23 protein-coding genes, 1 tRNA gene and 1 pseudogene are annotated in these 26478 nt (G+C 70.1%); 12 read left to right on the top strand and 13 right to left on the bottom strand.

Annotation, left to right across the window (positions count from 1 at the left end):
• The 3 genes and pseudogenes from E4O86_RS23525 to E4O86_RS08255 all read right to left on the bottom strand — a co-directional run.
• Nucleotides 1-308: pseudogene (locus E4O86_RS23525) on the bottom strand (DUF2497 domain-containing protein); the annotation flags it as partial.
• A gap of 102 nt (nucleotides 309-410) precedes the next feature.
• A complete protein-coding gene (locus tag E4O86_RS08250; protein ID WP_343039125.1) occupies nucleotides 411-1700 on the bottom strand; it encodes a TolC family outer membrane protein in 1290 nt (429 codons plus the stop codon).
• Nucleotides 1701-1963: 263 nt separating this feature from the next.
• A complete protein-coding gene (locus E4O86_RS08255) occupies nucleotides 1964-2632 on the bottom strand; it encodes a protein-L-isoaspartate O-methyltransferase family protein (RefSeq protein WP_161140058.1) in 669 nt (222 codons plus the stop codon).
• 128 nt (nucleotides 2633-2760) lie between these two features.
• Here E4O86_RS08255 and E4O86_RS08260 point away from each other — a divergent pair, with 128 nt between their 5' ends.
• Nucleotides 2761-3426: an exopolysaccharide biosynthesis protein gene (locus tag E4O86_RS08260; protein WP_161140059.1), complete on the top strand. Its 666-nt coding sequence runs from the start codon at nucleotides 2761-2763 to the stop codon at nucleotides 3424-3426.
• A 29-nt stretch (nucleotides 3427-3455) separates the two neighbouring features.
• Here E4O86_RS08260 and E4O86_RS08265 read toward each other — a convergent pair.
• Nucleotides 3456-3529 (bottom strand) — tRNA-Cys (locus E4O86_RS08265).
• A gap of 130 nt (nucleotides 3530-3659) precedes the next feature.
• On the opposite strand from E4O86_RS08265, the gene E4O86_RS08270 reads away from it, so the two are divergent.
• From E4O86_RS08270 to E4O86_RS08280, 3 genes are all read left to right on the top strand, one after another.
• Entirely contained in the window at nucleotides 3660-4655 is a 996-nt protein-coding gene (locus E4O86_RS08270) for an aminotransferase class I/II-fold pyridoxal phosphate-dependent enzyme (protein WP_161140060.1), read from the top strand.
• On the top strand, nucleotides 4652-5623 hold the full coding sequence (gene cbiB, locus E4O86_RS08275; RefSeq protein ID WP_161140061.1) for an adenosylcobinamide-phosphate synthase CbiB: 972 nt from the start codon (nucleotides 4652-4654) through the stop codon (nucleotides 5621-5623). The genes E4O86_RS08270 and cbiB overlap by 4 nt, the downstream gene beginning before the upstream one ends.
• 103 nt (nucleotides 5624-5726) lie before the next feature.
• A complete protein-coding gene (locus E4O86_RS08280) occupies nucleotides 5727-6584 on the top strand; it encodes a cycloisomerase (protein WP_161140062.1) in 858 nt (285 codons plus the stop codon).
• Nucleotides 6585-6587: 3 nt separating this feature from the next.
• On the opposite strand, the gene E4O86_RS08285 is transcribed toward E4O86_RS08280, so the two are convergent.
• Nucleotides 6588-8045 carry a cobyric acid synthase gene (locus E4O86_RS08285; RefSeq protein ID WP_161140103.1) on the bottom strand — a complete coding sequence of 486 codons (1458 nt, stop codon included), beginning with the start codon at nucleotides 8043-8045 and terminating at the stop codon, nucleotides 6588-6590.
• Nucleotides 8046-8237: 192 nt separating this feature from the next.
• Between E4O86_RS08285 and E4O86_RS08290 the strand changes: the two genes are divergently transcribed.
• The 6 genes from E4O86_RS08290 (at nucleotide 8238) to lexA (ending at nucleotide 13214) form a co-directional block, all read left to right on the top strand.
• A complete protein-coding gene (locus E4O86_RS08290; protein WP_161140063.1) occupies nucleotides 8238-8843 on the top strand; it encodes an anthranilate synthase component II in 606 nt (201 codons plus the stop codon).
• 10 nt (nucleotides 8844-8853) lie between these two features.
• Nucleotides 8854-9870, top strand: a complete 1017-nt coding sequence (gene trpD / locus E4O86_RS08295) for an anthranilate phosphoribosyltransferase (RefSeq protein ID WP_161140064.1) — start codon at nucleotides 8854-8856, stop codon at nucleotides 9868-9870.
• A 5-nt stretch (nucleotides 9871-9875) separates the two neighbouring features.
• A complete protein-coding gene (gene trpC, locus E4O86_RS08300) occupies nucleotides 9876-10691 on the top strand; it encodes an indole-3-glycerol phosphate synthase TrpC (protein WP_161140065.1) in 816 nt (271 codons plus the stop codon).
• Nucleotides 10688-11182: a cyclic pyranopterin monophosphate synthase MoaC gene (gene moaC / locus E4O86_RS08305; protein ID WP_161140066.1), complete on the top strand. Its 495-nt coding sequence runs from the start codon at nucleotides 10688-10690 to the stop codon at nucleotides 11180-11182. The genes trpC and moaC overlap by 4 nt, the downstream gene beginning before the upstream one ends.
• Nucleotides 11179-12375: a molybdopterin molybdotransferase MoeA gene (locus E4O86_RS08310; RefSeq protein WP_161140067.1), complete on the top strand. Its 1197-nt coding sequence runs from the start codon at nucleotides 11179-11181 to the stop codon at nucleotides 12373-12375. The genes moaC and E4O86_RS08310 overlap by 4 nt, the downstream gene beginning before the upstream one ends.
• A 107-nt stretch (nucleotides 12376-12482) precedes the next feature.
• Complete coding sequence (gene lexA, locus E4O86_RS08315) at nucleotides 12483-13214, top strand: transcriptional repressor LexA (RefSeq protein WP_161140068.1); 732 nt, start codon at nucleotides 12483-12485, stop codon at nucleotides 13212-13214.
• 15 nt (nucleotides 13215-13229) lie between these two features.
• On the opposite strand, the gene E4O86_RS08320 is transcribed toward lexA, so the two are convergent.
• Complete coding sequence (locus E4O86_RS08320) at nucleotides 13230-15398, bottom strand: ComEC/Rec2 family competence protein (RefSeq protein ID WP_161140069.1); 2169 nt, start codon at nucleotides 15396-15398, stop codon at nucleotides 13230-13232.
• Between the two features lie 72 nt (nucleotides 15399-15470).
• On the opposite strand from E4O86_RS08320, the gene gltX reads away from it, so the two are divergent.
• Both gltX and E4O86_RS08330 read left to right on the top strand, forming a co-directional pair.
• Nucleotides 15471-16886 (top strand): glutamate--tRNA ligase, encoded by a 1416-nt coding sequence (gltX, locus tag E4O86_RS08325; protein ID WP_161140070.1) that lies wholly within the window; start codon nucleotides 15471-15473, stop codon nucleotides 16884-16886.
• A 147-nt stretch (nucleotides 16887-17033) separates the two neighbouring features.
• The gene (locus E4O86_RS08330) at nucleotides 17034-18323 is read left to right on the top strand and encodes a citrate synthase (RefSeq protein ID WP_161140071.1); all 1290 of its coding nucleotides are present in this window, start codon (nucleotides 17034-17036) and stop codon (nucleotides 18321-18323) included.
• A 12-nt stretch (nucleotides 18324-18335) separates the two neighbouring features.
• Here the strand turns inward: E4O86_RS08330 and lpxB are convergent, their stop codons facing one another.
• From lpxB to rseP, 7 genes are all read right to left on the bottom strand, one after another.
• Nucleotides 18336-19523: a lipid-A-disaccharide synthase gene (lpxB, locus tag E4O86_RS08335; protein ID WP_161140072.1), complete on the bottom strand. Its 1188-nt coding sequence runs from the start codon at nucleotides 19521-19523 to the stop codon at nucleotides 18336-18338.
• Between the two features lie 3 nt (nucleotides 19524-19526).
• On the bottom strand, nucleotides 19527-20375 hold the full coding sequence (locus E4O86_RS08340) for an LpxI family protein (protein WP_161140073.1): 849 nt from the start codon (nucleotides 20373-20375) through the stop codon (nucleotides 19527-19529).
• Nucleotides 20376-20382: 7 nt separating this feature from the next.
• Entirely contained in the window at nucleotides 20383-21183 is an 801-nt protein-coding gene (gene lpxA / locus E4O86_RS08345; RefSeq protein ID WP_161140074.1) for an acyl-ACP--UDP-N-acetylglucosamine O-acyltransferase, read from the bottom strand.
• A gap of 1 nt (nucleotide 21184) precedes the next feature.
• Nucleotides 21185-21646: a 3-hydroxyacyl-ACP dehydratase FabZ gene (fabZ, locus tag E4O86_RS08350; RefSeq protein WP_161140075.1), complete on the bottom strand. Its 462-nt coding sequence runs from the start codon at nucleotides 21644-21646 to the stop codon at nucleotides 21185-21187.
• 22 nt (nucleotides 21647-21668) lie between these two features.
• Nucleotides 21669-22718 (bottom strand): UDP-3-O-(3-hydroxymyristoyl)glucosamine N-acyltransferase, encoded by a 1050-nt coding sequence (gene lpxD / locus E4O86_RS08355; RefSeq protein ID WP_161140076.1) that lies wholly within the window; start codon nucleotides 22716-22718, stop codon nucleotides 21669-21671.
• 54 nt (nucleotides 22719-22772) lie between these two features.
• Nucleotides 22773-25148 (bottom strand): outer membrane protein assembly factor BamA, encoded by a 2376-nt coding sequence (gene bamA, locus E4O86_RS08360; protein WP_161140077.1) that lies wholly within the window; start codon nucleotides 25146-25148, stop codon nucleotides 22773-22775.
• Nucleotides 25149-25330: 182 nt separating this feature from the next.
• On the bottom strand, nucleotides 25331-26473 hold the full coding sequence (rseP, locus tag E4O86_RS08365) for an RIP metalloprotease RseP (protein WP_161140078.1): 1143 nt from the start codon (nucleotides 26471-26473) through the stop codon (nucleotides 25331-25333).
• Nucleotides 26474-26478 lie beyond the last annotated feature (5 nt).

The following is a 26478-nucleotide window of genomic DNA, read 5'->3' on the forward strand; positions in this document are numbered from 1 at the left end:
GGCCGGTGTGCCGAAGCCGCCGGCTCCCCGGCCGTCTCCGGCCGCACCGCCGGCGAGGCCGCGGACGGAGGCGCCGCATGCGGGGCCGGCTCGCTGTCGCTTTCGCCGTCGGCGCTTGGCCGGGCAGCCGGGGCCGGATCGCTCCGTCGGGTCTCCACCGCGCGGAGCCCGCCCGCTCTTTCCGCTCCGAATGCCGAGGCATCGGCCTGGCTGCGGCGGGCGCCCTCCTCGTCGTCCGAGATGATCTGCCTGATCGACGCGAGTATCTCTTCCATCGACGGCTCGTGCGCCGCGCTTGGATTGGCCATATCTCCCCCTCCGGTGTCGGCCGCCGCCGAATCGCCTGCAGTCTCCACGATTCTACAGGAGCGGAGTCAGGAAGTCAGAGGCCGGCGCGCCCGCGGCCACGCTCAGCGGCCATCAGGCGTGCGGAGGCCGAACCACTTGTCCTTGACCGCCTCGTAGTGGGCCTCGGGCCGGTAGACGGCGACGGGAATGCCGAGCGTGGTCGGGGCGAGCCGGCCGGTCGCATAGAGGAGGCCGAACGAAGCCACCAGGCGGTCGTGCTGGGTATTGATGAGGTTCACGCGGGCGTCGAGGAGCTCCTGCTCCGCGTCCAGCACGTCGAGGGTCGTCCGCTGCCCGACCGCCCTCTCCTCCTGGACGCCGGCGAGAGCGATGCGGGCGGCCTCGACCTGGGCGCTCGCCGAAATGATCGAGGCCTTCGCCGAATCGAGCTGGCTCCAGTTCGACACGACGGTCGCGCGGACCTGGTCCCGCGTGACGTCGCTCTGGATCTTGGCGACGCCGAGCTGCTCCTTGGCCTGGCGGATCTGCGCCGAGACCGCGCCGCCCTGGTAGATGGGAATGCTCACGCGGCCGGAAATCGCGACCGAATCGACGCTGTCGTCGTTGCCGATGCCGAACTGGGACGAGGCCGTGCCCTGGATGCTCACCGTCGGCAGCAGCTGGCCTTCGAGCTGCTTCACCGCGAAGGCCGCGGCCTCCGCACTGTAGATGGTGGAGAGCACGGCGGGATGTTCGGTGAGGCCCAGATCGACAGCACGGGGGAGCGATTTCGGCAGATGGCGCGTAAACGGAAAGTTCGCCTGCAGATTGCGCGGATCGTGGCCGATCACCTGACGGTAGGTCGCCTCGCTCACCCTGAGATTGGCTTCAGCCAGGCTGACGTCGGAGACGGCGGCGCTCAGGCGGGCGCGCGTCTGCGCGACATCCGTCCGCGTCGTCTCGCCGACTTCGAACCGATCCTCAGCGCCCCTCACCTGCTCTTCCAGGAACCCGACCGTCTGACGGCGCGCCTCGAGGATGGCGGTGTCGCGGATCACGTCCATATAGGCCTGGGCCGCCTGGAACAGCACCGACTGGACCGTGTTCTCGAGCTGCTGCCGGCTTGCGAGCACGCTCGCATCGGCCTGCCGGATGGCGTTCTTCGTCTGGAAGCCCTTGAAGAGCGTCTGGTTCACCTGCAGGCCGACGGTGCCATCGGTGCGGGTCTGCGAGGTCTCGAGCCCGCTGCGCCTCTGGTTGAAGCTCTCCATCGTGACGTCGCCCGTCAGGGCCGCGGTGGGCCGGCGGCCGGACTTCGCCAGGGGAACGTATTCGTCCGCCGCCCGCGTGTTGCCGCGCGCCGCGTTGATCTGCGGATTGAACGAATAAGCGGCGGCAAGCGCCTCGATCACGGTCTCCGAGCGCGCCAAGCCCGGCGCGAGCAGGAGGCTGCACGCGCCTGCGCATGCAAGGAGTCTGGCTTTCTTGTACACGAGGACCTCGACGACATATTACTGACCGGAGCCTCGGGCCCGCGGGACCTGTACAGTGCCGGGACCGTAAGCGTGTCTTAGCACGTGGGCCATCGGGAACCGTACCCGCTGCGCCCTCGGCGGGGCTTTTCGGCTCCGACCGCGGCCGAATTGCAACAGTGCGCCCACGCCAGGAGAGCGCTTCAGAAGACGAAGCTCGGCTTCCGCCGGAAGCCCGGAAGCATCGGCACCCATGCCTCGAAGAGCGGCCGCCGGCCGATCTCGTCGTGCCGCGTCCGCTCGTAGAGGACGGCCCGGCTGATCCGGTCCGCGCGCTCGACCACGGCAAGCCTGCCGCCCTTGCCGAGCTGGGCGAGGATGCCCTCCGGCCTGACCTCGACCGCCCCATCCATCAGGATCACGTCGTAGGGTCCCTCGTCCGGATAGCCTTCCGTGAGCTTGCCCCGCAGCACGGCGGCATTGTCGATCGCGAGGTCCCGCAGCCGCTCCTCGGCCGTCCGGACCAGCACCTCGTCCTCGTCCACCGCGACCACCGAGGCGGCGAGGCGCGCGAGGATGGCGGCCGAGTAGCCCGTCATGCAGCCCACCACGAGCGCCACGTCGGACTCCCCGGCATCGAGCGCCTGCACGAGCCGGGCGAGCTGCACGGGCGCCATCATGGCGCGGTCGCCTTCCGGGCCGCTCGCAACCGGCAGGTCCTTGTCGGCATAGGCGAAGGGCTTCTGCGAAGGCGGGACGAAGATCTCGCGCGGCGTGGCGAGGAAGGCGGCGATGAGGCGACGATCGGTGATTTCGCTGGGACGGATCTGGTTTTCCACCATCCGTTGCCGGAGAAGGGCGAAGTCGGTCATCGTGCTGCCTGCGGTCTCGGGACCGGGTGGTTCTACTGGCGCGGGCGCGCCCGCACAAGGCGATTGGACGCGCCCTGCGCAGCATCGCCGCTGCTGCCGGACGGGCAGGAATGCGCTAGAACCGGGCCATGCAGCTTCCCAGGCCCCGCTTCAGCAGGCGAAACGGTCCCCCCCGCACACGGCTTTCCGCTCTGCTGCGCCAGGTTCTCCAGGATGCCGGCGACAACATAAGGGTCGCCGATATCGCCATGATCTTCGGAGACAGGGCGTTCGGCGCGCTGCTCTTCCTGCTCGCCGCGCCCAATCTCGTGCCGCTGCCGCCGGGAAGCTCGGCCGTTCTCGGGGCACCGCTCATCCTGATCGCCGGCCAGCTCGCGCTCGGCAGGCGCGTGCTCTGGCTTCCCGACTTCGTCGGCCGCCGCACGATACGGAAGGCCGATTACGAGCGCGCCCTCGCCTACGGCCTGCCCTATCTGCGCAGGACCGAACGCCTGATGATGCCGCGGCTGACCTTCATGTTCGGCCCGCTCGGGGACAGGCTGATCGGACTGACATGTCTGCTTCTCGCCATCATTCTCTTTCTTCCGATCCCGTTCGCAAACATGGTTCCGGCGCTTTCGATCGCCTCCTTCGCGCTCGCGCTGATGCAGCGCGACGGCATCTTCGCCATCATCGGCTGGGCGACGGCGGTGGTCTCCTTCGGCATCGTCGCCGTGATATCGGGCGCGCTGTGGATCGCGACCAAGGCCTTCTTCCGGGCGCTCGGACACAGCATCTCGGGGAGCGGCGTCTGACCGCTCCCGCCTGCTCAGGAGATCGGGGGTGGAGGCCTCGCCCGGAATCGAACCGGGGTGCGCGGATTTGCAGTCCGCTGCGTCACCACTCCGCCACGAGGCCGCCGGCAGTCGTTATCAGACAGGCAATTCCGGCACAAGCTGAATGATCACGTAAACTTTACTGGCGCGCCGTCTCCGGCGTGGCGGGCCACAATGTCGCGGAAGTGACGGAACCCCGGGAAAAGATCTGAATGCGCCATGGTGGTGATCTCGGCGATCCGATCCGCCGATACAAGGTTCCGGAAGCGGACTGGCTCGATCTGTCGACCGGGGTCAATCCGCATCCCTGGCCGGCGCACCGGATGGGCGCCGCCGCGCTCGGGCGCATCGACCGGCTGCCCGCCCGGGCCGACCTCGACAGGCTCATTTCGGCCGCGCGCGCGTTCCACGCCGTCCCGCCGGACCTGGGGCTCATCGCCGCACCGGGCACGGAGCCGCTGATCAGGCTCCTGCCCGATCTCGTTCCGGGCCCGGTCGCGTTGGCCGACACGTCCTACCGCAGCTACGGCGAAGCGTGGCGAGGCGCGCATCCGGCGCGCGTCGCGCACGATGGTGCGGCGCTTTCCGCGCTTCCGTCCGGGCACAGCATCGTCCTGGTCAATCCCAACAATCCGGACGGACATGCCGTATCGCCGATCGATCTCCGCGCCCTCGCCGGCCGGCGCACGGGCAAGGCGCTCGTCGTGGTCGACGAGGCCTTCGCCGATGTGGAGGACGAACCGGGTCTCGCGCCGCATCTCGACCTCGAATGTCCCGTCCTCGTCTTCAAGTCGTTCGGAAAGTTCTTCGGCCTGCCCGGGATCCGGCTCGGCTTCGCGATCGGCCCGGACCGGCTTCTCGCGCCGCTCCGCCTGCGCCTCGGCGACTGGCCCGTCTCGGCGCCGGCGCTCGCCATCGGCACGGCGGCTCTTCTCGATACCGCGTGGCACGGCGAGACGCGGCGGGCGCTTGCGACGGCCTCGGAGCGCCTGCGGTCCCTGGTCGAGGGGGCGGGCCTCGCCGTCGCCGGCGGATGCCGGCTTTTCGTGCTCGCAGCGGCGCCCGACGCGCCAAGCGTGCACGCGCGTCTCGCCGCCCGGGGCATATGGACGCGGATCTTCGATGACCGGCCCGGGCTGATCCGGATCGGGCTGCCGCCGGACGACCGCGGATTCGCCCGCCTGGAGGCGGCGCTCGCATCCTTATGACGGTCCCGGAGCACCTCGCGGTCCTCGCCGCCGCACTGGTTCTCGACCGCCTTGTCGGTGATCCCGGTTGGCTCTGGAACCGGCTGCCGCATCCCGTCGTCCTTGCCGGCCGCCTGATCGGCCGCCTCGACGCCGCGCTGAATCGTCCGACGCATTCGTTCCGGACGCGGCGGGTCGCGGGCGTGGCCGCGCTGGCGGTCCTCGCCGGATTGTCGGTCGCCGCCGGCCTTATCCTCGACCGCATCCTCTCGGCGGTCTCCGGAGGCGCGGTCGTCGAGGCCCTGGTCGTCGCGATCTTCCTCGCCCAGAAGAGCCTCCTCGACCATGTCCGCGCGGTCGCCCGGGCCCTCCGGGACGGCGGGCTTGCGGCCGCACGGCAGGCCGTGTCGATGATCGTCGGCCGCGACGTCGCGCGCCTCGACGCGGCAGGCGTCGCGCGCGCTGCAATCGAGTCACTCGCGGAGAACTTCAGCGACGGCGTGGTGGCGCCCGCCTTCTGGTACGGTCTCTTGGGGCTTCCAGGCCTCTTCCTCTTCAAGGCGGCGAACACCGCCGATTCGATGATCGGCCACCGTTCGGAGCGTCACGCGGCGTTCGGCTGGGCGGCGGCGCGCCTGGACGACCTTCTCAACCTCGTTCCGGCGCGGCTCACGGCGGCGCTGATCGCGCTTGCCGCAGCCCTGGGCGGAAACGGTCTCGCCGCGGCGATTCGCGCTGCCTGGCGGGATGCGCCCCGGCACCGATCGCCGAATGCCGGCTGGCCCGAGGCCGCCATGGCCGGGGCGCTCGGGCTCGCGCTCGGCGGACCCCGCCGCTACGGCACCGAGATCGTCGACGGGGCGTGGCTCGGCGAAGGCGGCCGGACCGAGGCGGGGCCGCAGGACGTCCGGGCCGCGCTGCGGGTGACCGATCTCGCCTGGTCCCTCGGCCTCGCGCTGGTCGCGTCCCTCGCAATCCTCGCCGGATAGCGGCCTCCCCGGCCGTCTTCCAAGCGTCACCGGACTGCAATTCTGCCGACGCAGGAAGCGGCGAAGACGTCGCGGTCCGTCCGCTTCGCTCCGAGGAGATCCCATGGGCAAGACCACTGCCGGCATCCTGTTCGCCGCCCTCATCTGCGCCGCGCCCGCATTCGCGCAGGAAGGCACGAAAGAACCGACCGATACCCTGAAGTCCGAGACGCTGCGCTCCTACGAGGTCCCCGAGGCCAACCAGGCGGTCGGCGTCGACGACACGTATTTCTACGCGATCGACAACCGCACCATCGCCAAGTACGAGAAGGCGACCGGCAAGCGCGTCGCCGTGCAATCCGGCGAGAAGGGCGGCCCGCTCAAGCATCTCGACAGCGCGGCCGTCGTCGACGGCAAGATCTACACGGCCCATTCCAACTATCCGGAATGGCCGATGACGAGCTCGGTCGAAGTCTGGGACGCGGCGACGCTCAAGCATCTCGAGACGCACAGCCTCGGCATCGATCGCGGCTCGCTGACCTGGCTCGACCAGCATGACGGCGTCTGGTACGGCGCGTTCGCCAACTACAACCGCGTCTTCGACCGCAGCCCCAACGCCTACGGCAACAAGTACACGACGCAGGTGGTCCGGTTCGACCCCGGCTGGACGGTCGCCGAGGCATGGATCCTGCCCGACGCGCTCCTCGAGAAGTTCGAGGACATGAGCAATTCCGGCGGCTCCTGGGGCCCCGACGGCAAGCTCTGGCTTTCCGGACACGACCCGGCCGAGATCTACCGGATGGAGTTCCCGGAGGTCGGCTCGATCCTGAAGTGGGCGGCGACGGCGCCGGCTGACATCGCCGGCCAGGGCATTGCGTGGGACCATTCCGATCCCGGCGTCATCTACGGCATCGTCCGCAAGGACCGCCGCGTGACCGCGACCCGCGTCGAACTGCCGAAGAAGGCTGCCGCCAACCAGTAGCTGTCAGCCGCCCCGGCGCCTTTCCGCGGCAAGCGCGAGGATCGCGTCGAGCGAAAGGTGGCGGGCGAGATGTGCCGCCAGGGCGTCGAGGGCAGCCTCGACGCCCGCTTCGTACCGGATGGCGCCCGTCGCGCCGAGCCCGGCGAGGAAGGCCCGGCGGAAGGCATCCGACGCGAAGAGGCCGTGCAGGTAGCAGCCGGCCACCAGGCCGTCCGCCGACACCGCCCCCTCGCTCTCTGCGCCGACGGCGAGGAACGGGCGGCGGCAGTCGGGGCCCGCGGTCAGGCCCATGTGGATCTCGTAGCCCGTGACCGGGGCGCCGCTCGCGAGGTGTCGCGCCGCCGTCGCCCGCGTCGTTTTCTCGCCCTGCATCACCGTGTCGATCTCGAGCAGCCCCAGCCCGGGCACCGTCTGCGGCGGCCCCTCCAGGCCTTCCGGGTCGGCGATCGACCGGCCCAGCATCTGGTATCCCCCGCAGAGGCCGAGCACGGCGCCGCCCCGGCGCCGGTGCGCGGCAATGTCGATGTCCCATCCCTCGCGCCGCAAAGCGGCGAGGTCCGCGATGGTGGACTTCGAGCCCGGCAGCAGGACGAGCGCGCAATCGGCCGGCACCGGTGAGCCCGGCTCCACGATCGCCACCTCCACCTCGGGCTCCGCCCGGAGCGGATCGAGATCGTCGAAATTCGCGATTCGCGGCAGGCGCGGGACGGCGATCCGGATCCGGCCCTGCCGCGGCCGCGCCGTACGGTCCTCCAGTCCGAGCACATCCTCGGCCGGCAGACGATCGGCGGCCTCGAAATGCGGGATGGTTCCGAGCGGCGCCCAGCCCGTCCGGCGCGCGATCTCGGCAACGCCTTCATCGAAGAGTGCAGGATCGCCCCTGAACCGGTTGATGACGAATGCCTTTATGCGCCCGCGATCGGCCGGATCCAGCACCGCATGCGTTCCCACGAGCGATGCGATGACGCCGCCGCGTTCGATGTCGCCGACGATCGCGACGGCCACGTCGGCCGCCTCGGCGAAGCCCATATTGGCAATGTCGCCGGCGCGGAGGTTCGTCTCGGCCGGCGAGCCGGCGCCTTCGACCAGGATGAGGTCCGCATCGGCTTCGAGCTTCCGGAAGCTCTCGAGCACGGGCACGAGAAGCTCCGACTTGCGCTTGCCGTAGTCCCGGGCCCTCAGCGTTCCCCAGCGCCGCCCCTGCACGACCACCTGCGCGCCGGTCTCCGATTCCGGCTTCAGGAGCACCGGGTTCATGTGGACCGAGGGCGCGACGCGGGCCGCTTTGGCCTGCAGCATCTGCGCGCGGCCGATCTCGCCGCCCTCCGCGGCCACGCCGGCATTGTTCGACATGTTCTGCGGCTTGAACGGGAGCGTGCGAAGTCCGCGATCGGCCAAGGCGCGGCAGAGCCCCGCCACGATCAGCGACTTCCCGACATTCGATCCGGTGCCCTGGATCATCAGGGCGGCCGCCCGCCTCACGCTTCATGCCCTCCGCATCTGCAATGCGCTATGGCAGGGAGTCCGGCCTGTGTGAACCGCGATCCGCGCCGCCTGCGCGGCGCGCAGTTGCGCAGGCCCGGGCACCAATCGCAGATTCCTTGACCCGCGATGCGCGAAGGGCCTAATTCCGCAGCGAAGGGTCCAGGCGCCATGCTTCTCGTCATCGACAATTACGACAGCTTCACGTGGAATCTCGTCCACTATCTGGGCGAGCTCGGCGCGGTGCCGAAGGTGATGCGCAACGACGAGGTGACCGCCGAGGAGGCGCTCGCGCTGCGACCCGAGGCGATCCTGCTCTCCCCCGGCCCGTGCACCCCGAACGAGGCCGGCATCTGCCTCGACCTCATCGGCAAGGCGGCCGGGAGCGTGCCCCTCTTCGGCGTCTGTCTCGGCCACCAGGCGATCGGGCAGGCCTATGGCGGCTCCGTCGTCCGGGCGCCGACCCTCATGCACGGCAAGGTGTCCCGGATCGAGCACGAGGGCGAAGGCGTGTTCCGCGGCATCAACGGCCCCTTTTCGGCGACGCGCTACCATTCGCTGACGATCGCGCCGGAAAGCATGCCGCCCGCGCTGAAGGTGACGGCGGAGAGCGATGACGGCGTGATCATGGGCGTCCGCCATCGCACCGATCCGGTCTTCGGCGTGCAGTTCCATCCCGAAAGCATCGCCTCCGAGCACGGCCACCGCATCATCCGGAACTTCCTGGAGATCGCGGCGGCCTTCAACGGCGCGAGCGGCCGCCTCAGCGCGGCATGACGGGGCGGGAATGAAGAGCTTCCTCGCAAAGGTCGCCTCCGGGACGCCGCTCACGCGCGAGGAGGCTCGCCAGGCCTTCGACATCATGATGTCCGGCGAGGCGACGCCGAGCCAGATCGGCGGCTTCCTGATGGCGCTCAGGACGCGCGGCGAGACGGTCGACGAGATCGCCGGCGCGGTCGCCTCGATGCGGGGCCGCATGACGACGGTCGAGGCGCCGCCGGAGGCGATCGACATCGTCGGCACCGGTGGCGATGCCTCGGGCACCTACAATATCTCCACCGCCGCGGCCTTCGTGGTCGCCGGCGCCGGCGTGCCGGTCGCCAAGCACGGCAATCGCGCCCTCTCCTCGCGGTCCGGGGCCGCCGACGTGCTGGCCGCGCTCGGCGTCAACATCGAGCTCGGTCCCGAGCGGATCGCGGCCTGCATCCGCGACGCCGGAATCGGCTTCATGTTCGCGCCGAACCATCACGCGGCGATGCGCCATGTCGGCCCCTCGCGCGTCGAGCTCGGCACGCGCACGATCTTCAACCTGCTCGGCCCGCTCTGCAATCCGGCCAATGTCCGCCGCTACATGCTCGGTGTCTTCGCGCGCGAGTGGATCGAGCCGGTCGCGAACGTGCTCGCCGCGCTCGGCGCGGAATCGGCCTGGATCGTGCACGGCACCTTCGGCGAGCGCGGCGGGCTCGACGAGGTGACGGCGACCGGGACGACCTATGTCGCGGAGCTGAAGGCCGGCCAGGTCCGCGTCTTCGAGGTGAGCCCGCTCGAGTTCGGGGTCGATCCGGTCGCGCCGGAGGCCCTGATCGGCGGCACGGCGGACGAGAACGCGAAGGCCCTTCTCGGCGTGCTCGAGGGCGAGCTCGGGCCCTATCGCGACGTGACGATCATGAACGCCGCCTCCGCGCTGATGGTGGCCGGCCGCGCCGCGCTCATCGAAGACGCGGTGACGATCGCGCGCGAGAGCATCGAGAACGGACGCGCGAAGGCCGCGCTCGACCGGCTCGTCGCCGTCTCGAACGGGTGAGCACGATGGCGGACGTCCTGAAACGCATCGAGGCCTACAAGCGCGCCGAGATCGCCGCCGCGAAGGCCGCCCGCCCGATGGCCGAGCTTCGCGCCCGCGCGCGCGACCAGGACGCGCCGCGCGGCTTCGAACGCGCGCTGAGGGCCGATGTCGGCAGGCGCGGAACCGGGCTCATCGCCGAGATCAAGAAGGCGAGCCCGTCCAAGGGCCTGATCCGGCCGGACTTCGACCCGCCCGCGCTCGCGCGCGCCTACGAGGCGGGCGGCGCGAGCTGCCTCTCGGTGCTGACCGACGGGCCGTCCTTCCAGGGCTCGCCGGAAGCGCTCGTCGCCGCCCGGGCCGCCGTCGCGCTGCCGGTGCTGCGCAAGGACTTCCTGTTCGAGCCCTACCAGGTCGCCGAGGCGCGCGCGTGGGGCGCCGACTGCATCCTCGTCATCATGGCGGCGGTCACCGACGACGAGGCGCGCGCGCTCGAGGACGCGGCGCTGGAGTTCGGCATGGACGTCCTCGTCGAGGTCCATGACGAGCCGGAGCTCGAGCGGGCGCTCCGCCTCTCCTCGACGCTCCTCGGAATCAACAACCGGAACCTCAAGACCTTCGAGACGACGCTCGCAACCTCCGAGCGGCTGGCGCCCTCCGTCCCCGGCGACCGTCTGCTCGTCGGCGAGAGCGGCATCTTCACGCCGGACGACATCCGCCGCCTGCAGGCGGCCGGCATTTCCGTGTTCCTCGTGGGCGAGAGCCTGATGCGCGCCGCCGACGTCGCCGAAGCGACGCGACGGCTGCTCGCCCCCGCCGATTCGCACGCGGCGGCCGAATGACGGGCGATCTCACGCACCTCTCCCGCGACGGCGAGGCCCGGATGGTCGATGTCGGGGAGAAGCCGGTGACGCGCCGGGCGGCGCGGGCGACCGGCGCCGTCAGGATGGCGCGCGCGACGCTCGATCTCATCCTGGCGGGCGACGCCAAGAAGGGGGACGTGATCGGCGTCGCACGGCTCGCCGGAATCATGGCTGCAAAGCGTACGTCGGACCTCGTGCCGCTCTGCCATCCGCTGCCGCTCACGCAGGTGAGCGTCGAGATCGCGCCGGACGAGGACCTGCCCGGTCTCCGCGTCGCCGCGACGGCCCGCGTCGATGGCAAGACCGGCGTCGAGATGGAGGCGCTGACCGCGGTCAGCGTCGCCTGCCTGACGATCTACGACATGGCGAAGGCCGTCGACCGCGGCATGGTCATCGAAGCGATCCGGGTCGAGGAGAAGAGCGGCGGGCGCTCGGGCGACTGGCGCCGGCCGGAGGAAGCGGACCGATGAGCCTCGTTCCGGTCAAGGACGCGCTTGCGCGGCTGCTTTCGGGCGTCGACCCGCTCGCGGCGGAGATGCTCCCGCTCGCCGCCGCCGCCGGCCGCGTGCTCGCATCCGACGTGGCCGCGGCGAGGACGCAGCCGCCCTTCCCCGCTTCCGCCATGGACGGCTATGCGGTCCGGGCGGCCGACGTCGCAATCGACGTCCCGCTCGCGGTCGTCGGCGCATCCCGCGCCGGCGAGCGCTTCCGCGGCACGCTCGGACCGGGCGAGGCGGTGCGCATCTTCACCGGGGCGCCGGTGCCGCCGGGCGCCGACGCGATCCTGATCCAGGAAGACGCGGTGGCCGATGGCGACCGCATCCTGCCCAAGGAGACCGTCTCGCCGGGCCAGTTCGTGCGCCCGGCCGGGCTCGACTTCACGGAGGGACAGGTGCTCCTCCACGCCGGGCGGCTCCTCGACCCGCGGGCAATCGCGCTCGCGGCGGCCATGAACCGGCCGACCGTCGCGGTCCGGCGCCGTCCGGTGGTCGCGATCCTCGGTACCGGCGACGAACTCGTGCCGCTCGGCTCAGCGCCCGGGCCGGACCAGATCGTCTCGTCGAACAATTTGGGGCTCGCTGCCCTGGTCCGCGAGGCCGGCGGCGAGCCGGTTGATCTCGGGATCGCGGCCGACACGATCGAGTCGATCGCGGACGCGGTCGACCGCGCCACCGGCGCCGACATCCTCGTCATCACCGGGGGCGCCTCCGTCGGCGAGCACGACCTCGTGCAGCCGGCGCTCGTCGGGCGCGGCATGGCCCTCGACTTCTGGAAGATCGCGATGCGGCCGGGCAAGCCGCTGATGGTCGGCCGGCTGCAGGGGATGCGCGTGCTCGGACTGCCCGGCAATCCGGTCTCCACGCTCGTCTGCGGGCACATCTTCCTGAAGCCCCTAATCGCCGCGATGCTCGGCACCGCATTCGACACCGAACCGGAGACGGCCGTGCTCGGTGCGGACATGAAGGCGAACGACCGGCGCCAGGACTATGTCCGCGCCCGCGTGGAGCGCCGGGACGGCAAGCACGTCGCCACGCCCTATTCCCGCCAGGATTCCTCGATGCTCGCCACGCTCGCGGCCGCGAACGGACTGATCGTGCGGCCGCCCTTCGCTCCCGCGATCGAGGCCGGATCCGACGTCCCGGTCCTCCTTCTCGGCTCGTAACATCGGCGCGTAACATCGGCCCGGGCGGCCAGTTGCGGAACAGTGCATGAACGAGTAAGTTTCGTTCGTGATTTGTACGCGGGATTCGACGCCGCCGGGGGAAAGCGATGCTCACGCGCAAGCAGCTCGAGCTCTTGCTCTTCATCAACGAGCGCCTGAAGGAATCGGGCGTTCCGCCTTCCTTCGACGAGATGAAGGATGCGCTCGACCTGAAGTCCAAGTCGGGCATCCACCGCCTGATCACCGCGCTCGAGGAGCGCGGCTTCATCCGGCGCCTGCCGAACCGCGCCCGTGCGCTCGAGGTGCTGAAGATCCCGGAGGCGGTCGCCGGCGGCGCGCCGGCGCGGGAACGCGGCTTCCGGCCGAGCGTGATCGAGGGACGGCTCGGCAAGGCGCCCGTCGCGGCGCCGGCGAAGCGTCCTGAGGAGCCCCCGCGCGCGGAAGCCCAGCCGGGCGAGGTCGCGTCGATCCCGGTGATGGGCCGGATCGCGGCCGGCGTGCCGATCTCCGCCATCCAGAATCATACGTCGACGATCGGCCTTCCGCCCGACATGCTGCCGGGCGGCGAGCATTTCGCGCTCGAGGTGCGCGGCGATTCGATGATCGAGGCCGGCATCCACGACGGCGATCTCGTCGTCATCCGGCGCCAGGACAGCGCCGAATCGGGCGACATCGTCGTCGCCCTCATCGACGACGAGGAGGCGACGTTGAAGCGGCTCCGCAAGAAGGGCGCGTCGATCGCGCTCGAAGCCGCGAATCCGGCCTATGAAACCCGCATCTTCGGACCGGACCGGGTGCGGATCCAGGGCCGCCTGGCAGCGCTCCTCCGCCGCTACTGAGGCAGGCGCGGAAACTCACTGCCAGGGCCGGGGATTCTCCCCTCTCGCCGTGGTGACGATAGCCGGCCCGCCCTCCCCCGCGAAGCGGATCGCATGGGCGCCCGACCGCGCCAGCCGCGCCGCGTCGATCAGGATCGCGGCGGCGCAGAAGGACGGCGCGGCGAGCGGCGTCACGACGACGTCCGCCCGCGCGCAATCTTCGGCGAAGGCGGCCGGCGCCGTCACCCGCGAAACGAGCCGGCCCTGCCCGGCAGGGAGAAGGCACGCCGCGGCGTCGCAGGCCGTGCCGCGTGCGAGTTCACTCGGATCCGGCGGGGCGCTCTCGCCTTCCAGGAACTGCCCGGCCGTGAAGGAGCCCGCGCGGGCGCCAGCGATGCGGAGCACGCCGGTTCCGTCGCGCACCGCGACGGCGCCCTCGGCAGAGACGACGATGTCGGGCCGCGCTCCCATGAGCGGAACGAGCGCGAGGCCGAGCGCGACGACCGGTATGCCGAGGAGGCGCCAGCGCAGCCGCCACAGGCAGAGCCACAGGAATCCGAACGTGACGAGCCCGAGCGGGAGGGCGGAGACCGGCGGGGCGCCGAACGAGGCGCCCGGGAGCGACGCCACCCAGTCCGAGACGCCGAGCACGATCCTGATCCCTGCCGTCATCAGGGCGAGAGGCGCGGCGTCGAGGCCGAACGGCATCAGCACGAGGGCGACGAGGCCGACGGGCATGACGAGGGTCGAGACCACCGGCATCGCGAGCATGTTGGCGACGAGCGCGTAGCTCGTGACGCGCTCGAAATGGTAGGCGGCGTAGGGCGCGGTCGCGAGGCTCGCGATGATCGTCGTGAGCGCGATGCCGGAGACGCCGCGCCAAGCCTGCCGCAGGAGCCCGTGGCCGGGAAAGAGCGGGTCGCCCGCGAGGTCCGTCTCCCGGTCGCGCCAGGCTTCCCAGCCGGCGATGAGTGCGACGACCGCGGCGAACGACATCTGGAATCCCGGCTCCAGCACGCTTTCCGGCTCGAGCGCGATCACCACGAAGGCCGCGAGCGCGATATTGCGCATCGAGAGCGCCGGGCGCCCCGCGATCACGGCGAGGAAGATGATGGCGGCCATCACATAGGCCCGGACCGTCGCGACGCTTCCGCCCGAGATCGCGAGGTAGGCCGTCGCGACGACGAGCGCGGCGACTGCCGCCCAGCCCCGGATCGGCCGGCCGAGAGCAAGCGCAGGCGAGAGGGCGAGGAAGGCGCGGACGAGGAAGAAGGCGGTCCCCGCCACCAGCATCATGTGGAGCCCGGAGATCGAGATGATGTGGGCGAGGCCCGAGCGCTGCAGGCTCTCCTTGGTGGCGTCCGAGAGCCCGCCGCGTTCGCCGACGAGGAGCGCCGCGGCGACAGCGCCCGCCTCGCCCGGCGCGATCCCGAGGATCCGATCGACCGCCCGCCGCCGGATCTCGGCGACGAGGAGGCGCGGACCCGGCCAGCCGGCCTCGCCGGCCCCGCGCCAGTCCCCGAGCGCGAATCCGCTCGCCCCGATCCCGTCGAAGAAGGCCGCGCGGCGCGGATCGTAGCCGCCGGGAACAGAGGGGCCGGGCACCGGCATCAGCAGCAGGCGCGCCTCGATCCTGGTTCCGAGCGGCGGAAGCTCTGCGCCGGGGCGAAGCGAGACGCGCACCGAGCGCGGGAGTGGGCCCTCCGCCGTGCCCGCGGCCTCGATCCGGTCGAGGACCATCCGCGGCCGGCGGCCGGTCCGCTCCTCCAGCGCGATCACGCGGCCCGTGAGCGTGACGACGGAGCGCCCCCCGGGCGACGGCCCGTCGAGCATCTCCACGCGCGCCTTCGCGGCGGCGAGGCCGAGCAGAAGGACGGCGAGGAGCACGAGGAGCCTGTGCCGGCGCCCGGTGTGATAGGCGGTGGCGGCGGCCGCCGCGGCAAGCCCGGCCGCAGCCGCGACGGCGGCGGCAACCGGCTCGCGCGGCAGTCCGAAATAGATGAGCGCGCCGGTCCCGAAGGCGACCGCGAGCCACTGGAATCCGCGCCGCTCGTCGAGCTCGGCGTCGATGCTTCTGCGCATGGCGGCGAGGCAGGCCGGCAGGAGCAGGAACCAGCCGGACCGGATACGGAGGGGCGCGCGGAGCGCCCCGATGTCGGTCGGACCGAATCCCGGCTCGAACTCCCCGCGGTCCGTCTCGGCCATGGCCCGGCCCTTGTGCGCTGAAGGCCCTATGTTACATGAGGCGCGCGCTCCACCACATAGCAGCATCTCTCCATGTCCGACGTCGTCACCCGATTCGCGCCCTCGCCGACCGGCTTCCTCCATATCGGCGGGGCCCGGACGGCCCTCTTCAACTGGCTCTACGCGCGCGGGCATGGCGGCACGATGCTGCTGCGGATCGAGGATACCGACCGGGAGCGCTCGACCGACGCCGCGATCCACGCGATCATCGAGGGGCTGACCTGGCTGGGGCTCGACTGGGAAGGCGAGCCGATCTCGCAGTTCGCCCGCCGCGACCGCCATGCGGAGGTCGCCCGGCAGCTGGTGGAGTCCGGACGCGCCTATTATTGCTACGCCTCGCCCGAGGAGCTCGCGGCGATGCGCGAGGAGGCCCGCGCCAAGGGGCTTCCGCCGCGCTATGACGGCCGCTGGCGCGACCGCGACCCTGCCGAGGCGCCCGCCGGGGTGGCGCCGGTGGTGCGCATCAAGGCTCCGCAGGCGGGCGAGACGGTCGTCGACGACAAGGTGCAGGGGCGCGTCGCCTTCCCGAACAAGGACCTCGACGACTTCGTCATCCTGCGCTCCGACGGGACCCCGACCTACATGCACGCCGTCGTTGTGGACGACCACGACATGGGCATCACCCACGTCATCCGCGGCGACGACCATTTCACGAACGCGGCGCGCCAGACGGTCCTCTACGAGGCGCTCGGATGGGGCGTGCCGGTCTGGGCGCACATCCCGCTCATCCACGGCCCCGACGGCCACAAGCTCTCGAAGCGCCACGGCGCGCTCGGGGTCGAGGCGTATCGCGCCATGGGCTATCTTCCCGAGGCGCTCAGGAACTATCTCGCGCGGCTCGGATGGGCCCACGGCGACGACGAGATCTTCTCCTCCGAGCAGGCGGCCGCCTGGTTCGATTTCGACGGCATCGGGCGCTCTCCCGCCCGCTTCGATTTCGCGAAGCTCCAGAACCTCAACGGCCATTACATGCGGCACGCGGAGGACGGCTACCTGCTCGAGCGTCTCGAGGCGATCCTGCCCGAGATCCCGGGCGGCGCCACCCTCGCGGAGCGCCTCGACCCCGAGCTTCGGCGGCGCGTCCTCGCGCTGATGCCGACGCTCAAGGAGCGGGCAAAGACGCTCGTCGAGCTCGCCGACGGGCTGCGCTTCCTGATCGCCCGGCGCCCGCTCGACCTCGAGCAGAAGGCCGCCGACATCCTTTCGCCGGAGGCGCGGACCGCGCTCGGCAGGCTCGCTCCCCTTCTCCGGGACGCAGCCTGGGAGGTTCCCAGCCTCGAGGAGACGGTCCGCTCGTTCGCGGAGGCTGAGGGGCTCAAGCTCGGGAAGGTGGCTCAGCCGCTCCGCGCCGCGCTCACCGGCGCCTCCTCCTCGCCTCCGATCTTTGACGTCATGGTCGCGCTCGGCCGCGAGGAATCGCTCGCAAGGATCGCCGATCAGTCAGTCTGACGGGCTCGCCCGGCAGCTTGCGGTGCACTGCAAAAAGGTCTAGCAAACTCAGGAATTCCACCCGACACGGGCCTGGCCAAGCGCCCCGGGAAAGTAAGACCCGGAGACTGCCTCCCGCCCGTGTCCTTCCGACATGAGGGGAACGGCATGGGCGATCAGACTGCCAGGCTTATGGTCGGCAATGAGAGCTGGGAATTCGGCATCGAGCACGGCACGATCGGCCCCTCGGTGATCGATATTTCGAGCCTCTACGCCAAGACCGGAATGTTCACGCTGGACCCCGGTTTCACCTCGACGGCGTCTTGCGAATCCTCGATCACCTATATCGACGGTGACGAAGGCGTCCTGCTCTATCGCGGCTATCCGATCGAGCAGCTCGCCGAGCACGGCGACTTCCTCGAGACCTGCTACCTGCTCCTCTACGGGGAGCTGCCGACCCCGGCCCAGAAGCGCGATTTCGACGACCGCGTCACGCGCCACACCATGCTCCACGAGCAGATGGCGCGCTTCTTCACCGGGTTCCGGCGCGACGCGCATCCGATGGCGGTCATGACCGGCGTCGTCGGCGCGCTCTCGGCCTTTTATCACGACTCCACGGATATCGCCGACCCGTACCAGCGGATGGTCGCCTCGATCCGCATGATCGCCAAGATGCCGACCATCGCGGCAATGGCATACAAGTACTCGATCGGCCAGCCCTTCGTTTATCCCCAGAACAGCCTGGACTATGCGTCCAACTTTCTGAACATGTGCTTCGCCGTCCCGTGCGAGCCCTATGTCGTGAGCCCGGTGCTCGCGCGCGCGATGGACAGAATCTTCATCCTGCACGCGGACCACGAGCAGAACGCCTCGACCTCCACCGTCCGGCTCGCCGGCTCCTCGGGAGCCAATCCCTTCGCCTGCATCGCGGCCGGCATCGCCTGTCTCTGGGGCCCGGCCCATGGCGGCGCCAACGAGGCGGCGCTCAACATGCTGTCCGAGATCGGCACCCCCGACCGCATCCCGGAATTCGTCGAACGCGCCAAGGACAAGAACGACCCGTTCCGGCTGATGGGCTTCGGCCACCGCGTCTACAAGAACTACGATCCACGCGCCAAGATCATGCAGCGGACCTGCCACGAGGTGCTGAAGGAGCTCGGCATGGACGATCCGCTTCTCGACGTCGCCATGGAGCTCGAGCGGATGGCATTGACCGACGAATACTTCATCGAGAAGAAGCTCTACCCGAACATCGACTTCTATTCCGGCATCACGCTGAAGGCGATGGGCTTTCCGACGACGATGTTCACGGTCCTCTTCGCGCTCGCGCGGACCGTCGGCTGGATCGCGCAGTGGAAGGAGATGGTCGAGGATCCGAAGCAGCGGATCGGCCGCCCCCGTCAGCTCTTCATCGGGGCCACCGAGCGCAACTACGTGCCGCTCGAAGAGCGCGCCTGATCTGCGACCGCGCTAGCGGCTGATCTTCGCGGCGGCGGTCCTCGCGGGCGCCGCCGCGAGCGTTTCGAGCACGATCTCCGCCGCCCTGTCGCTCGGGCGGCCGCCGCCCGGCAGGGCCATCAGGCGGTCGAGCCGTGCGAGCGCGGCGAGCTGCCTGCGCCGCTCCGGGCCGTCCTTCAGGAGCGGCGTCACCTCCGCCGCAAGAGTTTCGGGGGAGCCGGAGTCGTCGAGGAACTCGGGAATCGCGTTCTCGCCGAGCACGAGATTGGCCAGCACGATCGAGGGGACCTTGAGGAGCGGCTTCAGCAGCCGGGCGATCGGGTCGACCCGGTAGGCGACCACCATCGGAACGCCGGCAAGGCCGAGCTCCAGGGTCACCGTGCCGGATGCCGCAAGCGCCGCATGCGCCCGCCGGAACGCCGCGAACTTTTCGGCCTCGCCGGCGACCAGCCTCGGCTTCACCGGCCAGGTCTCCAGACGGCTCTCGATCTCCCGCCTCAGGTGCCCGACCGCAGGCAGGATCACCTCGAGCCCCGGAACCTCGGCCGCGACGCGCGCGACCGCCTCGCCGAACGGCTGCATCAGGCGGTTGATCTCGCTCCGCCGGCTACCGGGAAGCACGAGCAGGACCGCCCCCTCCCCGACCGGCACGCGCTCGCCCTCCGCCGGCCGGAGCTCGCCCAGGCGCTCGATCAGCGGATGGCCGACATAGGTGCAGGGCGGGCCGCCGAGGCGGCGGTGCACGGCCGGCTCGAAGGGCAGCAGCGCCAGAACGTGGTCGAAGTATTTCGCCATGCGCGGCGCACGCCAGGACTTCCAGGCCCACACCGACGGCGAGACGAAGTCCACCATCGGAAGGTCCGGCAGCCGGCGCTTCACCCGCTCGGCGACCGAGTGCGTGAAGCCGGGGCTATCCACGACGACCAGGATGTCGGGAGCACCGGCGACCACTGCGTCCACCGCCTGATGAACGCGCCTGACGATCCGCGGCACGTGGAGCACGATGGCCCCGATGCCGATCACCGCCACGTCGGCCACGGGAAACGCCGTCCGGGCGCCGCGCCCGATCATGCGTTCGCCCGCGACCCCGAAGAATTCCGCCTCAGGCCGCCTCTGCCGGAGCGCATCCATGAGGCCGGCGGCGAGCTGGTCCCCGGATTCCTCTCCGACCACGATCGCGATCCGGAGCGGGTTCGGCATCCGTCAGGCCTCCACGCCGAGGAGAAACAGTCCGCGCGCATCGAGGGCGCGGATCGTTTCGGCACGACCGGCGACGAGCGCCCGTCCGGCCTCGCCCGCGACGCCGGACAGACCGGCGCGGGCGACGTTCTCCGCGGTCGTCGGCCCGATCGTCGGGAGATCGAGCCGCGGGTCCTGGCGCGGCTTCATGCACTTGACCAGCACGCCTCCCGAAGCGGCGATCCGGCGCTCGCGCCGGAGGTCGGCGATCCGGGCGAGGAGCGCATCCGTCCCTTCGGCGGCCTCCAGGCCCACCACGCGCCCCTGCACGGCCACGGCGGCCTGTCCGATATCGAGCGCGCCGATGGCGCGGGCGGCAGCCGTCGCGAGCGCGACGTCCCTGAGATCGTCCGAGGACGGCGCCCGCCTGGTCGGAACCCCGGTCCCGAGCGCGAGGCCGGGCGCCACCTCGAGCGGACTGACGATGCGCACGTTCCGCTCCTCGAAGATGGCGGCCACCCCGGCGAGGAGACGGTCGTCGCCGCCCCGCATCAGGGAGAACACGCGCGGAAGCAGCCTCAGGGCACCGAGATCGGGCGCGAGCTGGCCGAGATCGGGCCGGCGCGAGATGCCGCCGACAAAGACGGCGCGGCCGCAGCCCTCGCTCGCGAGGATCCGGAACAGGCGTCCGATCTCGCCCCAGCGCAGACGGTGCGCCGGCCAGCGCGCGAGGGAGGCGAGGTCCGCCTCGCCCTCGATGGCGATCGGCACCGGCCGGTGCCCCGCCGCTTCCGCGGCCGCGGCCACGACGGAAGGGAGCGTCCCGGCGCCGGCGAGAATGGCGATCGCCTCGGCCGAAGCCGGTCCGGTCATCGCTTCCTCAGTCGGCGAGCTCGCCGCGCGGCATGCAGAACGACCGCTCGCCGCCCTGGCGGATGAAGTCCACGACCATCTGCACGTTCGGGTCGTCGGGGAATTCCGCGCCGACTGCCTCGACCCGTTCCCGGAACGTGCCCTCGCCCGAAAAGATGCGCCGGTAGGCGCGGCGGAGGTTCTGCATGGTCTCGCGGGGGAAGCCGCGCCGCTTCAGCCCGACGAGGTTGAGCCCGCCGAGATGGGCGCGGTTGCCGAGCACGGAGCCGAACGGGATGACGTCGTTCTCGACGCCGGCCATGCCGCCGACAAAGGCATGCGCCCCGACGCGCGCGTGCTGGATCACTGCCGCGCCGCCGCCGACGATCACGTAGTCCCCGAGGGAGACGTGGCCGGCGAGCATCACGTTGTTCGACAGGATGACGTTCGTGCCGAGATGGCAGTCGTGGCCGACATGGGAGTTCGCCAGGAAGACGCAGCGGTCCGCGATGGAGGTCAGCATGCCGCCGCCCTCCGTGCCCGGATTCATGGTGACGCCCTCGCGGATGAGGCAGTCGCTGCCGAGGACGAGGCGCGATTCCTCGCCGCGATATTTCAGGTCCTGCGGCGGATGCCCGATCGAGGCGAACGGGTAGATCCGGGTCCGCGCTCCGATCTCGGTCCGGCCGGCGACGACGACGTGGCTGACGAGATCGCAGCCGTCGCCGAGGCTGACTTCCGCACCGATGATCGAGAACGGCCCGATCCGGACGCCGTCGCCGAGCCTGGCGCCGGGTTCAACGATCGCTGTCGGATGAACATCGGCCACGTCACTCGTCCACCAGCATGGCGCTCACTTCCGCCTCTGCGACCTTGGCGTTGTCCACCCGCGCCTCGCAGGCGAAACGCCAGATGCTGCCCCGCCGCTTCACCTTCTGGACATGGTATTCGACCCGGTCGCCCGGAACGACCGGCTTCCGGAACTTCGCCTTGTCGATGGTCATGAAGTAGACGAGCTTCGGCTTTCCGGCCTCCTGGCGGGCGAGCACGCAGAGCGCGCCCGCCGTCTGCGCCATCCCCTCGATCAAAAGAACGCCCGGCATCACCGGGAAGTTGGGGAAGTGGCCCAGGAAATGGGGTTCGTTGATCGTGACGTTCTTGATCCCGACGCAGTACTCGTCGCCGCGGATGTCGCGGATGCGATCGACCATCAGGAACGGATAGCGATGGGGAAGCGCCGCCATGATCCTGGCGATGTCGGCCGCTTCCAGCGAGTCCGCGTTCTGTTCCATGATCCCGGCCCCCAATGGACTGTTATTGTTGCTGTTCTGACCCAGTCCGCTGCTTCTTGCCAAGGGCCCTCAGCGCGGTCATTTCCCTGAACCACTCCGTGACCGGGCGTGCCGGCACGCCGCCCCAGCGGGCGCCCGCCGGCACGTCGCCGTGGACGACGCTCACCGCGGCGATCTGTGCCCCGGTTCCGATCGTGACGTGGCCGTTCACGCCGCTCTGGCCTCCGATCGCGACATAGTCCCCGAGCTTGGCGCTCCCGGAAATCCCGACCTGGGCGACCAGCACGCAGTGGCGGCCGATCTCGACGTTGTGCCCAATCTGGACCTGGTTGTCGATCTTGGTGCCCTCGCCGATCACGGTATCGCGGTTCGCGCCGCGGTCGATCGTCGTGTTCGCTCCGATCTCCACGTCGTCCTGGATGATCACGCGGCCGATCTGCGCGACCTTCGCGTGCCCCCCGGGGCTCATCGCAAAGCCGAAGCCGTCCTGGCCGATCCGCACCCCGGGATGCACGATCACGCGGTTCCCGATGAAGGCGTGCTGGACGGAGGCGTTCGCGCCGATCGAGCAGTCGCGGCCAATCGCGACCCCGAGGCCGATCACGGCGCCGGACGCGATCACCGTGCCCCGCCCGATCTCCGCGTGCGCCCCGACGACCGCACCCGGCTCGACGACCACGCCCTCCTCGAGGACCGCCGAAGGATGCACCGTGCCGCGCGCCGAGGGGTCGCCGTACATTCCCGCGGGACGGAGCGCGGAGGGATAGGCCGCGGCGAGATAGCGCGCATAGGCGCGGTAGGGCTCGCTCGTCAGGAGGACGGCCACATGCGCGGGGACGCGCGCCTCGTAGCGCGGCGCGCAGAGCACGGCCGCCGCCGTGGTCGCTGCCAGGAGCCGCACATATTTCGGATTGTCGAGGAAGCTCAGGTCGCCGGGGCCCGCCGTCTCGAGCGGTGCCGCCCCGTCGATCGCGAGGGCGGCGTCGCCGCGCGCCACCGCCGCTCCGACGAGCTTCGCCACCTCGCCGATCGACATCGGCGCCGGCGCCGGGAAGAAGCGCTCGTCACGCATGATAAGGATGGCACCCTTCCGACGGCCGGCGCCCCAGGGCGCCGGCGCCGGCTCTCAGAACCGGGTCCCGCCGCCGATCCGGAAGAACTGCTTCCGGTCGTACTCTTCGGAGGTCAGGACATAGGCGAAGTCGGCGCGCAGCGGCCCGAGCGGAGAGGCCCAGAGGATCGAGGCGCCGATCGAGGAGCGGATCGACGCGCTGTCGTCCACGAAGATCCCGAGCGCCTGGTACTGCGCGCTGTCGAAATCGGTGTCGTAGGCCGTTCCGGCATCCGCGAACACGGCGCCCCGCAGCCCGATCTCCTTGGGGATGCCGGGCAGCGGGAACTGAAGCTCTGCGGTGCCCGCGACATAGATCTTGGCGCCGAGGGCATCGCCGGTCAGCGCGTCGCGCGGACCGATGCCCGAGCTCTCGAAGCCGCGGATCGTCTCGCCGCCCTTGAAGAAGGCGTCGAGCAGCCGGACGTCCTCGCCGAGACCCATGATGTGGCCGCCCTGGACCTTCAGCAGGCCGAGCACGCCGGCATCGGGCAGGACCTCGTGATAATAGCTCGCCTGCGCCGTGGTCCGCATGAAGCTCACGTCGCCGCCGACGCCGGCGAATTCCTGCGTGAACTTGGCGTAGATGCCGTCAGTCGGATTGATGCGGTTGTCGAGCGAGTCGTAGATCAGCGAATAGCTGACCGAAGACACGAGCGAGTTGCCCTCCGCCTGGCACACCGCCTTGGAGACCCCGCTCGTGCAGTCGAACGTCCCGTCGGAGATGTCGGTCGAGTAGTCGTAGTCCGGGACGTTGATGTCCTGGCTTTCGATCTGGTAGCCGAGCTGGACGGTGAACTCCTCCGTGATCGGGAAGCCGAAGGTCAGCCCGCCGCCGGTGCTGTCGAAATTGTACGAGCGGTAGTCGTTATCCTCGTACTCCCGCCGGAACACGTTGAATCCGGCCGAAATGCGCCGTCCGAGGAAGTACGGGTCGGTGAAGCCGAATTCGTAGGTGCGCGCACTCTCGCCGCCGCCGACCGCCACCCGCACCACATAGCCGCGGCCCAGGAAGTTCCGCTCGGTGAGCGAGATGTCGCCGATGACGCCGTCCGCCGTCGAGTAGCCGGCGCCGAACGAGAGCTCGCCGGTCGGCTGCTCCTCGATGTTCACGACCACGACCACGCGGTCGGGCTCGGCGCCCGGCTCCGTCGAGATCTTCACCGACTTGAAATAGTTCAGGTTCTTCAGCCGGCGCTCGGCGCGGTCGATCAGGACGCGGTTGAAGGCGTCGCCTTCCGCGATGTCGAACTCGCGACGGATCACGTAGTCCCGGGTGCGGGAATTCCCGCGGATCTCGATCCGCTCCACATAGGCCCGCGGTCCCTCGTCGATGACGAAGGTGATGCCGATCGTCTTCGTCTCCGGATTGCGGTCGAGGCGCGGGCGGATCTGCGCGAATGCGTAGCCGGAGCCCGCGAGGTCGATGGTCATCGCCTCGATCGAATCCTGCACGTCGCGGCTGGAGAAGGTGTTCCCCTCGCGGGCGGTGACCAGCCGGCGCAGGCGCTCCGGATCGATCCCGGGCACGACGGATTCCACGTCGATCGCGCCGAACTGGTACTTCTGGCCCTCGTCCACCGTGAAGGTGATGAAGAAGACGTTCCGCTCGCGGTCGAGGTCCGCGACCGAGGAGACGATCTGGAAGTCGGCGTAGCCGCGGTTGAGATAATACTGCCGGATCTTCTCCTCGTCGGCGGAGAGCCTGTCCGGATCGTAGACGTCGCTCCGGCGCAGGAAGCTCAGCAGGCCGCTCTCGCGCGTCTCGATGACGTTGCGGAGCCGGCTGTCGCTGAACGCCTGGTTGCCGATGAAGTTGATGCGCGAGACGCCGGTCTTCGGCCCCTCGGTGACCTCGTAGACGAGGTTCACGCGGTTCTGCGGGAGCTGGATCGTCTTGGCCTCGACCGAGGCCTGGAACCGCCCGCCCCGGCGATAGAGCTCCAGGATGCGCTGGACGTCGCTCTGCACGCGCGAGCTGGTCAGGACCCCGTTCGCCTCGGACTGCACGACGCCCTTGAGCTGCTCGTCCTTGTAGCGCTTGTTGCCTTCGAAGGCGACGCGGTTGATGAGCGGGTTCTCCACCACCGTGACGACCAGCGCGCCGCCGCTCTGCGTCACCTTCACGTCGGCGAAGAGCCCGGTCTCGTAGAGCGCCTTCAGGGATTCATCGAGCTGCTCGGACGAGAAGCTCTGGCCGGGCTGGGCCATCATGTACGCGCGGATCGTCTCCGCATCGACGCGTTCGTTGCCCCTCACGACGATCCGGTTGACGACAGCCGCCTCCGCCGAGGAGACGAAGCTGCCGAAGGGGATCGCACCGCCTGCCGAGAACGCTGGCGCGGCGACGAGGAGGGCCGAGAACGTGGCCCGGATCAACTTTGCTGTCATTGGCCGTTTTGTACCCGGTCTCTGATGCGACGAACTGCGAACGGCGTCTTCGACGGACTCAGCGAAGGCTTCCTATCGCAGCCTTTCGGAACGCTTTCAACAAGCTGCCGAACGCCACCGACAGCATTTTGCCCGCAAGTGGCCTTTCGGCAACGAACGCACCGTCCCACTTCGGCCCCGACTCATATTCCGGAGATCTTAACGATGTCGTTGAAGGTCACGAACATGAAGAGCATCAGGACGAGCGCGAAGCCGATCCGGAAGCCGAGCTCCTGGGCCCGCGCGCTAAGCGGCCGGCCGCGGATCGCCTCGATCGCGTAGAACACGAGATGGCCGCCGTCGAGCATCGGGATCGGGAAGAGATTGAGAAGGCCGATGCTGACCGAGAGGATCGCCATCAGGTGCACGAGGCCCACCGCTCCGCCCGACGAGGCGACCGTCCCCGAGACCTGCACGACGCGCAGCGGACCGCTGAGCTGGTCCGCGGTTTCCCGGCCGCGGAAGAGCCGGCCCACATAGGTGAGCGTCCGGTCGATGATCTCCCAGGTCTCGCGCACGCCCTCGCGCACGGCGCCGACGGGGCCGAACGTCTCGAAGACGACATCGCCGGCATTCATCGTCCGCGAGATCCCGAGGATGCCCACCCGCTGCGTTCCGCCGAAGCCGTCCGGCACCTGCTCGCGGCGCGGCGTCGCGGTCAGGTCCATCCGCTCCCCTCCGCGCTCCACCGTGATCGTGAGCGGGGAGCCGGCCGAAAGGGTGACGATGCGCTGGATCTCGGAGAAGGATTCGATCGCCTGGCCGTCGATCGCCACGATGCGGTCGCCCGGGCGGATGCCCGCCTGCTCCGCCGGGCTGCCGGCCACGACGGAATCGGCCCGCGGCGTGGTCATCGGCTTGCCGACCGTCCCGAACAGGACGGCGAACACCACGATCGCGAGAATGAAGTTCGCGATCGGACCGGCGGCGACGACCGCCGCCCGCCGCCAGAGCGCGGCAAAGTGGAACAGCCCGGCGCGACGCTCCGGCGGGACCTGGTCGAGTTCCGCCTGGTCCGGAATCGATGCGGCGTTCTCGTCGCCCTCGAACCGGACGTAGCCGCCGAGCGGAATGAGGCTCACCTTCCAGCGCGTGCCCCTGCGATCGTTGAAGCCGAAGAGCTCCCGCCCGAAGCCGATCGAGAAGGCGGCGACGCGGATCCCGCACCAGCGCGCGACGAGGAAATGTCCGAGTTCGTGGATGAAGACGACGACCGTCAGCACGATCAGGGCCGGGATCACATAGCCCGTGATGATTCCCACGGGCTGCATCAGAAGGTCGGTCATCTCCA

Source organism: Propylenella binzhouense, from assembly GCF_009866965.1.
Taxonomy (GTDB): domain Bacteria; phylum Pseudomonadota; class Alphaproteobacteria; order Rhizobiales; family Afifellaceae; genus Propylenella; species Propylenella binzhouense.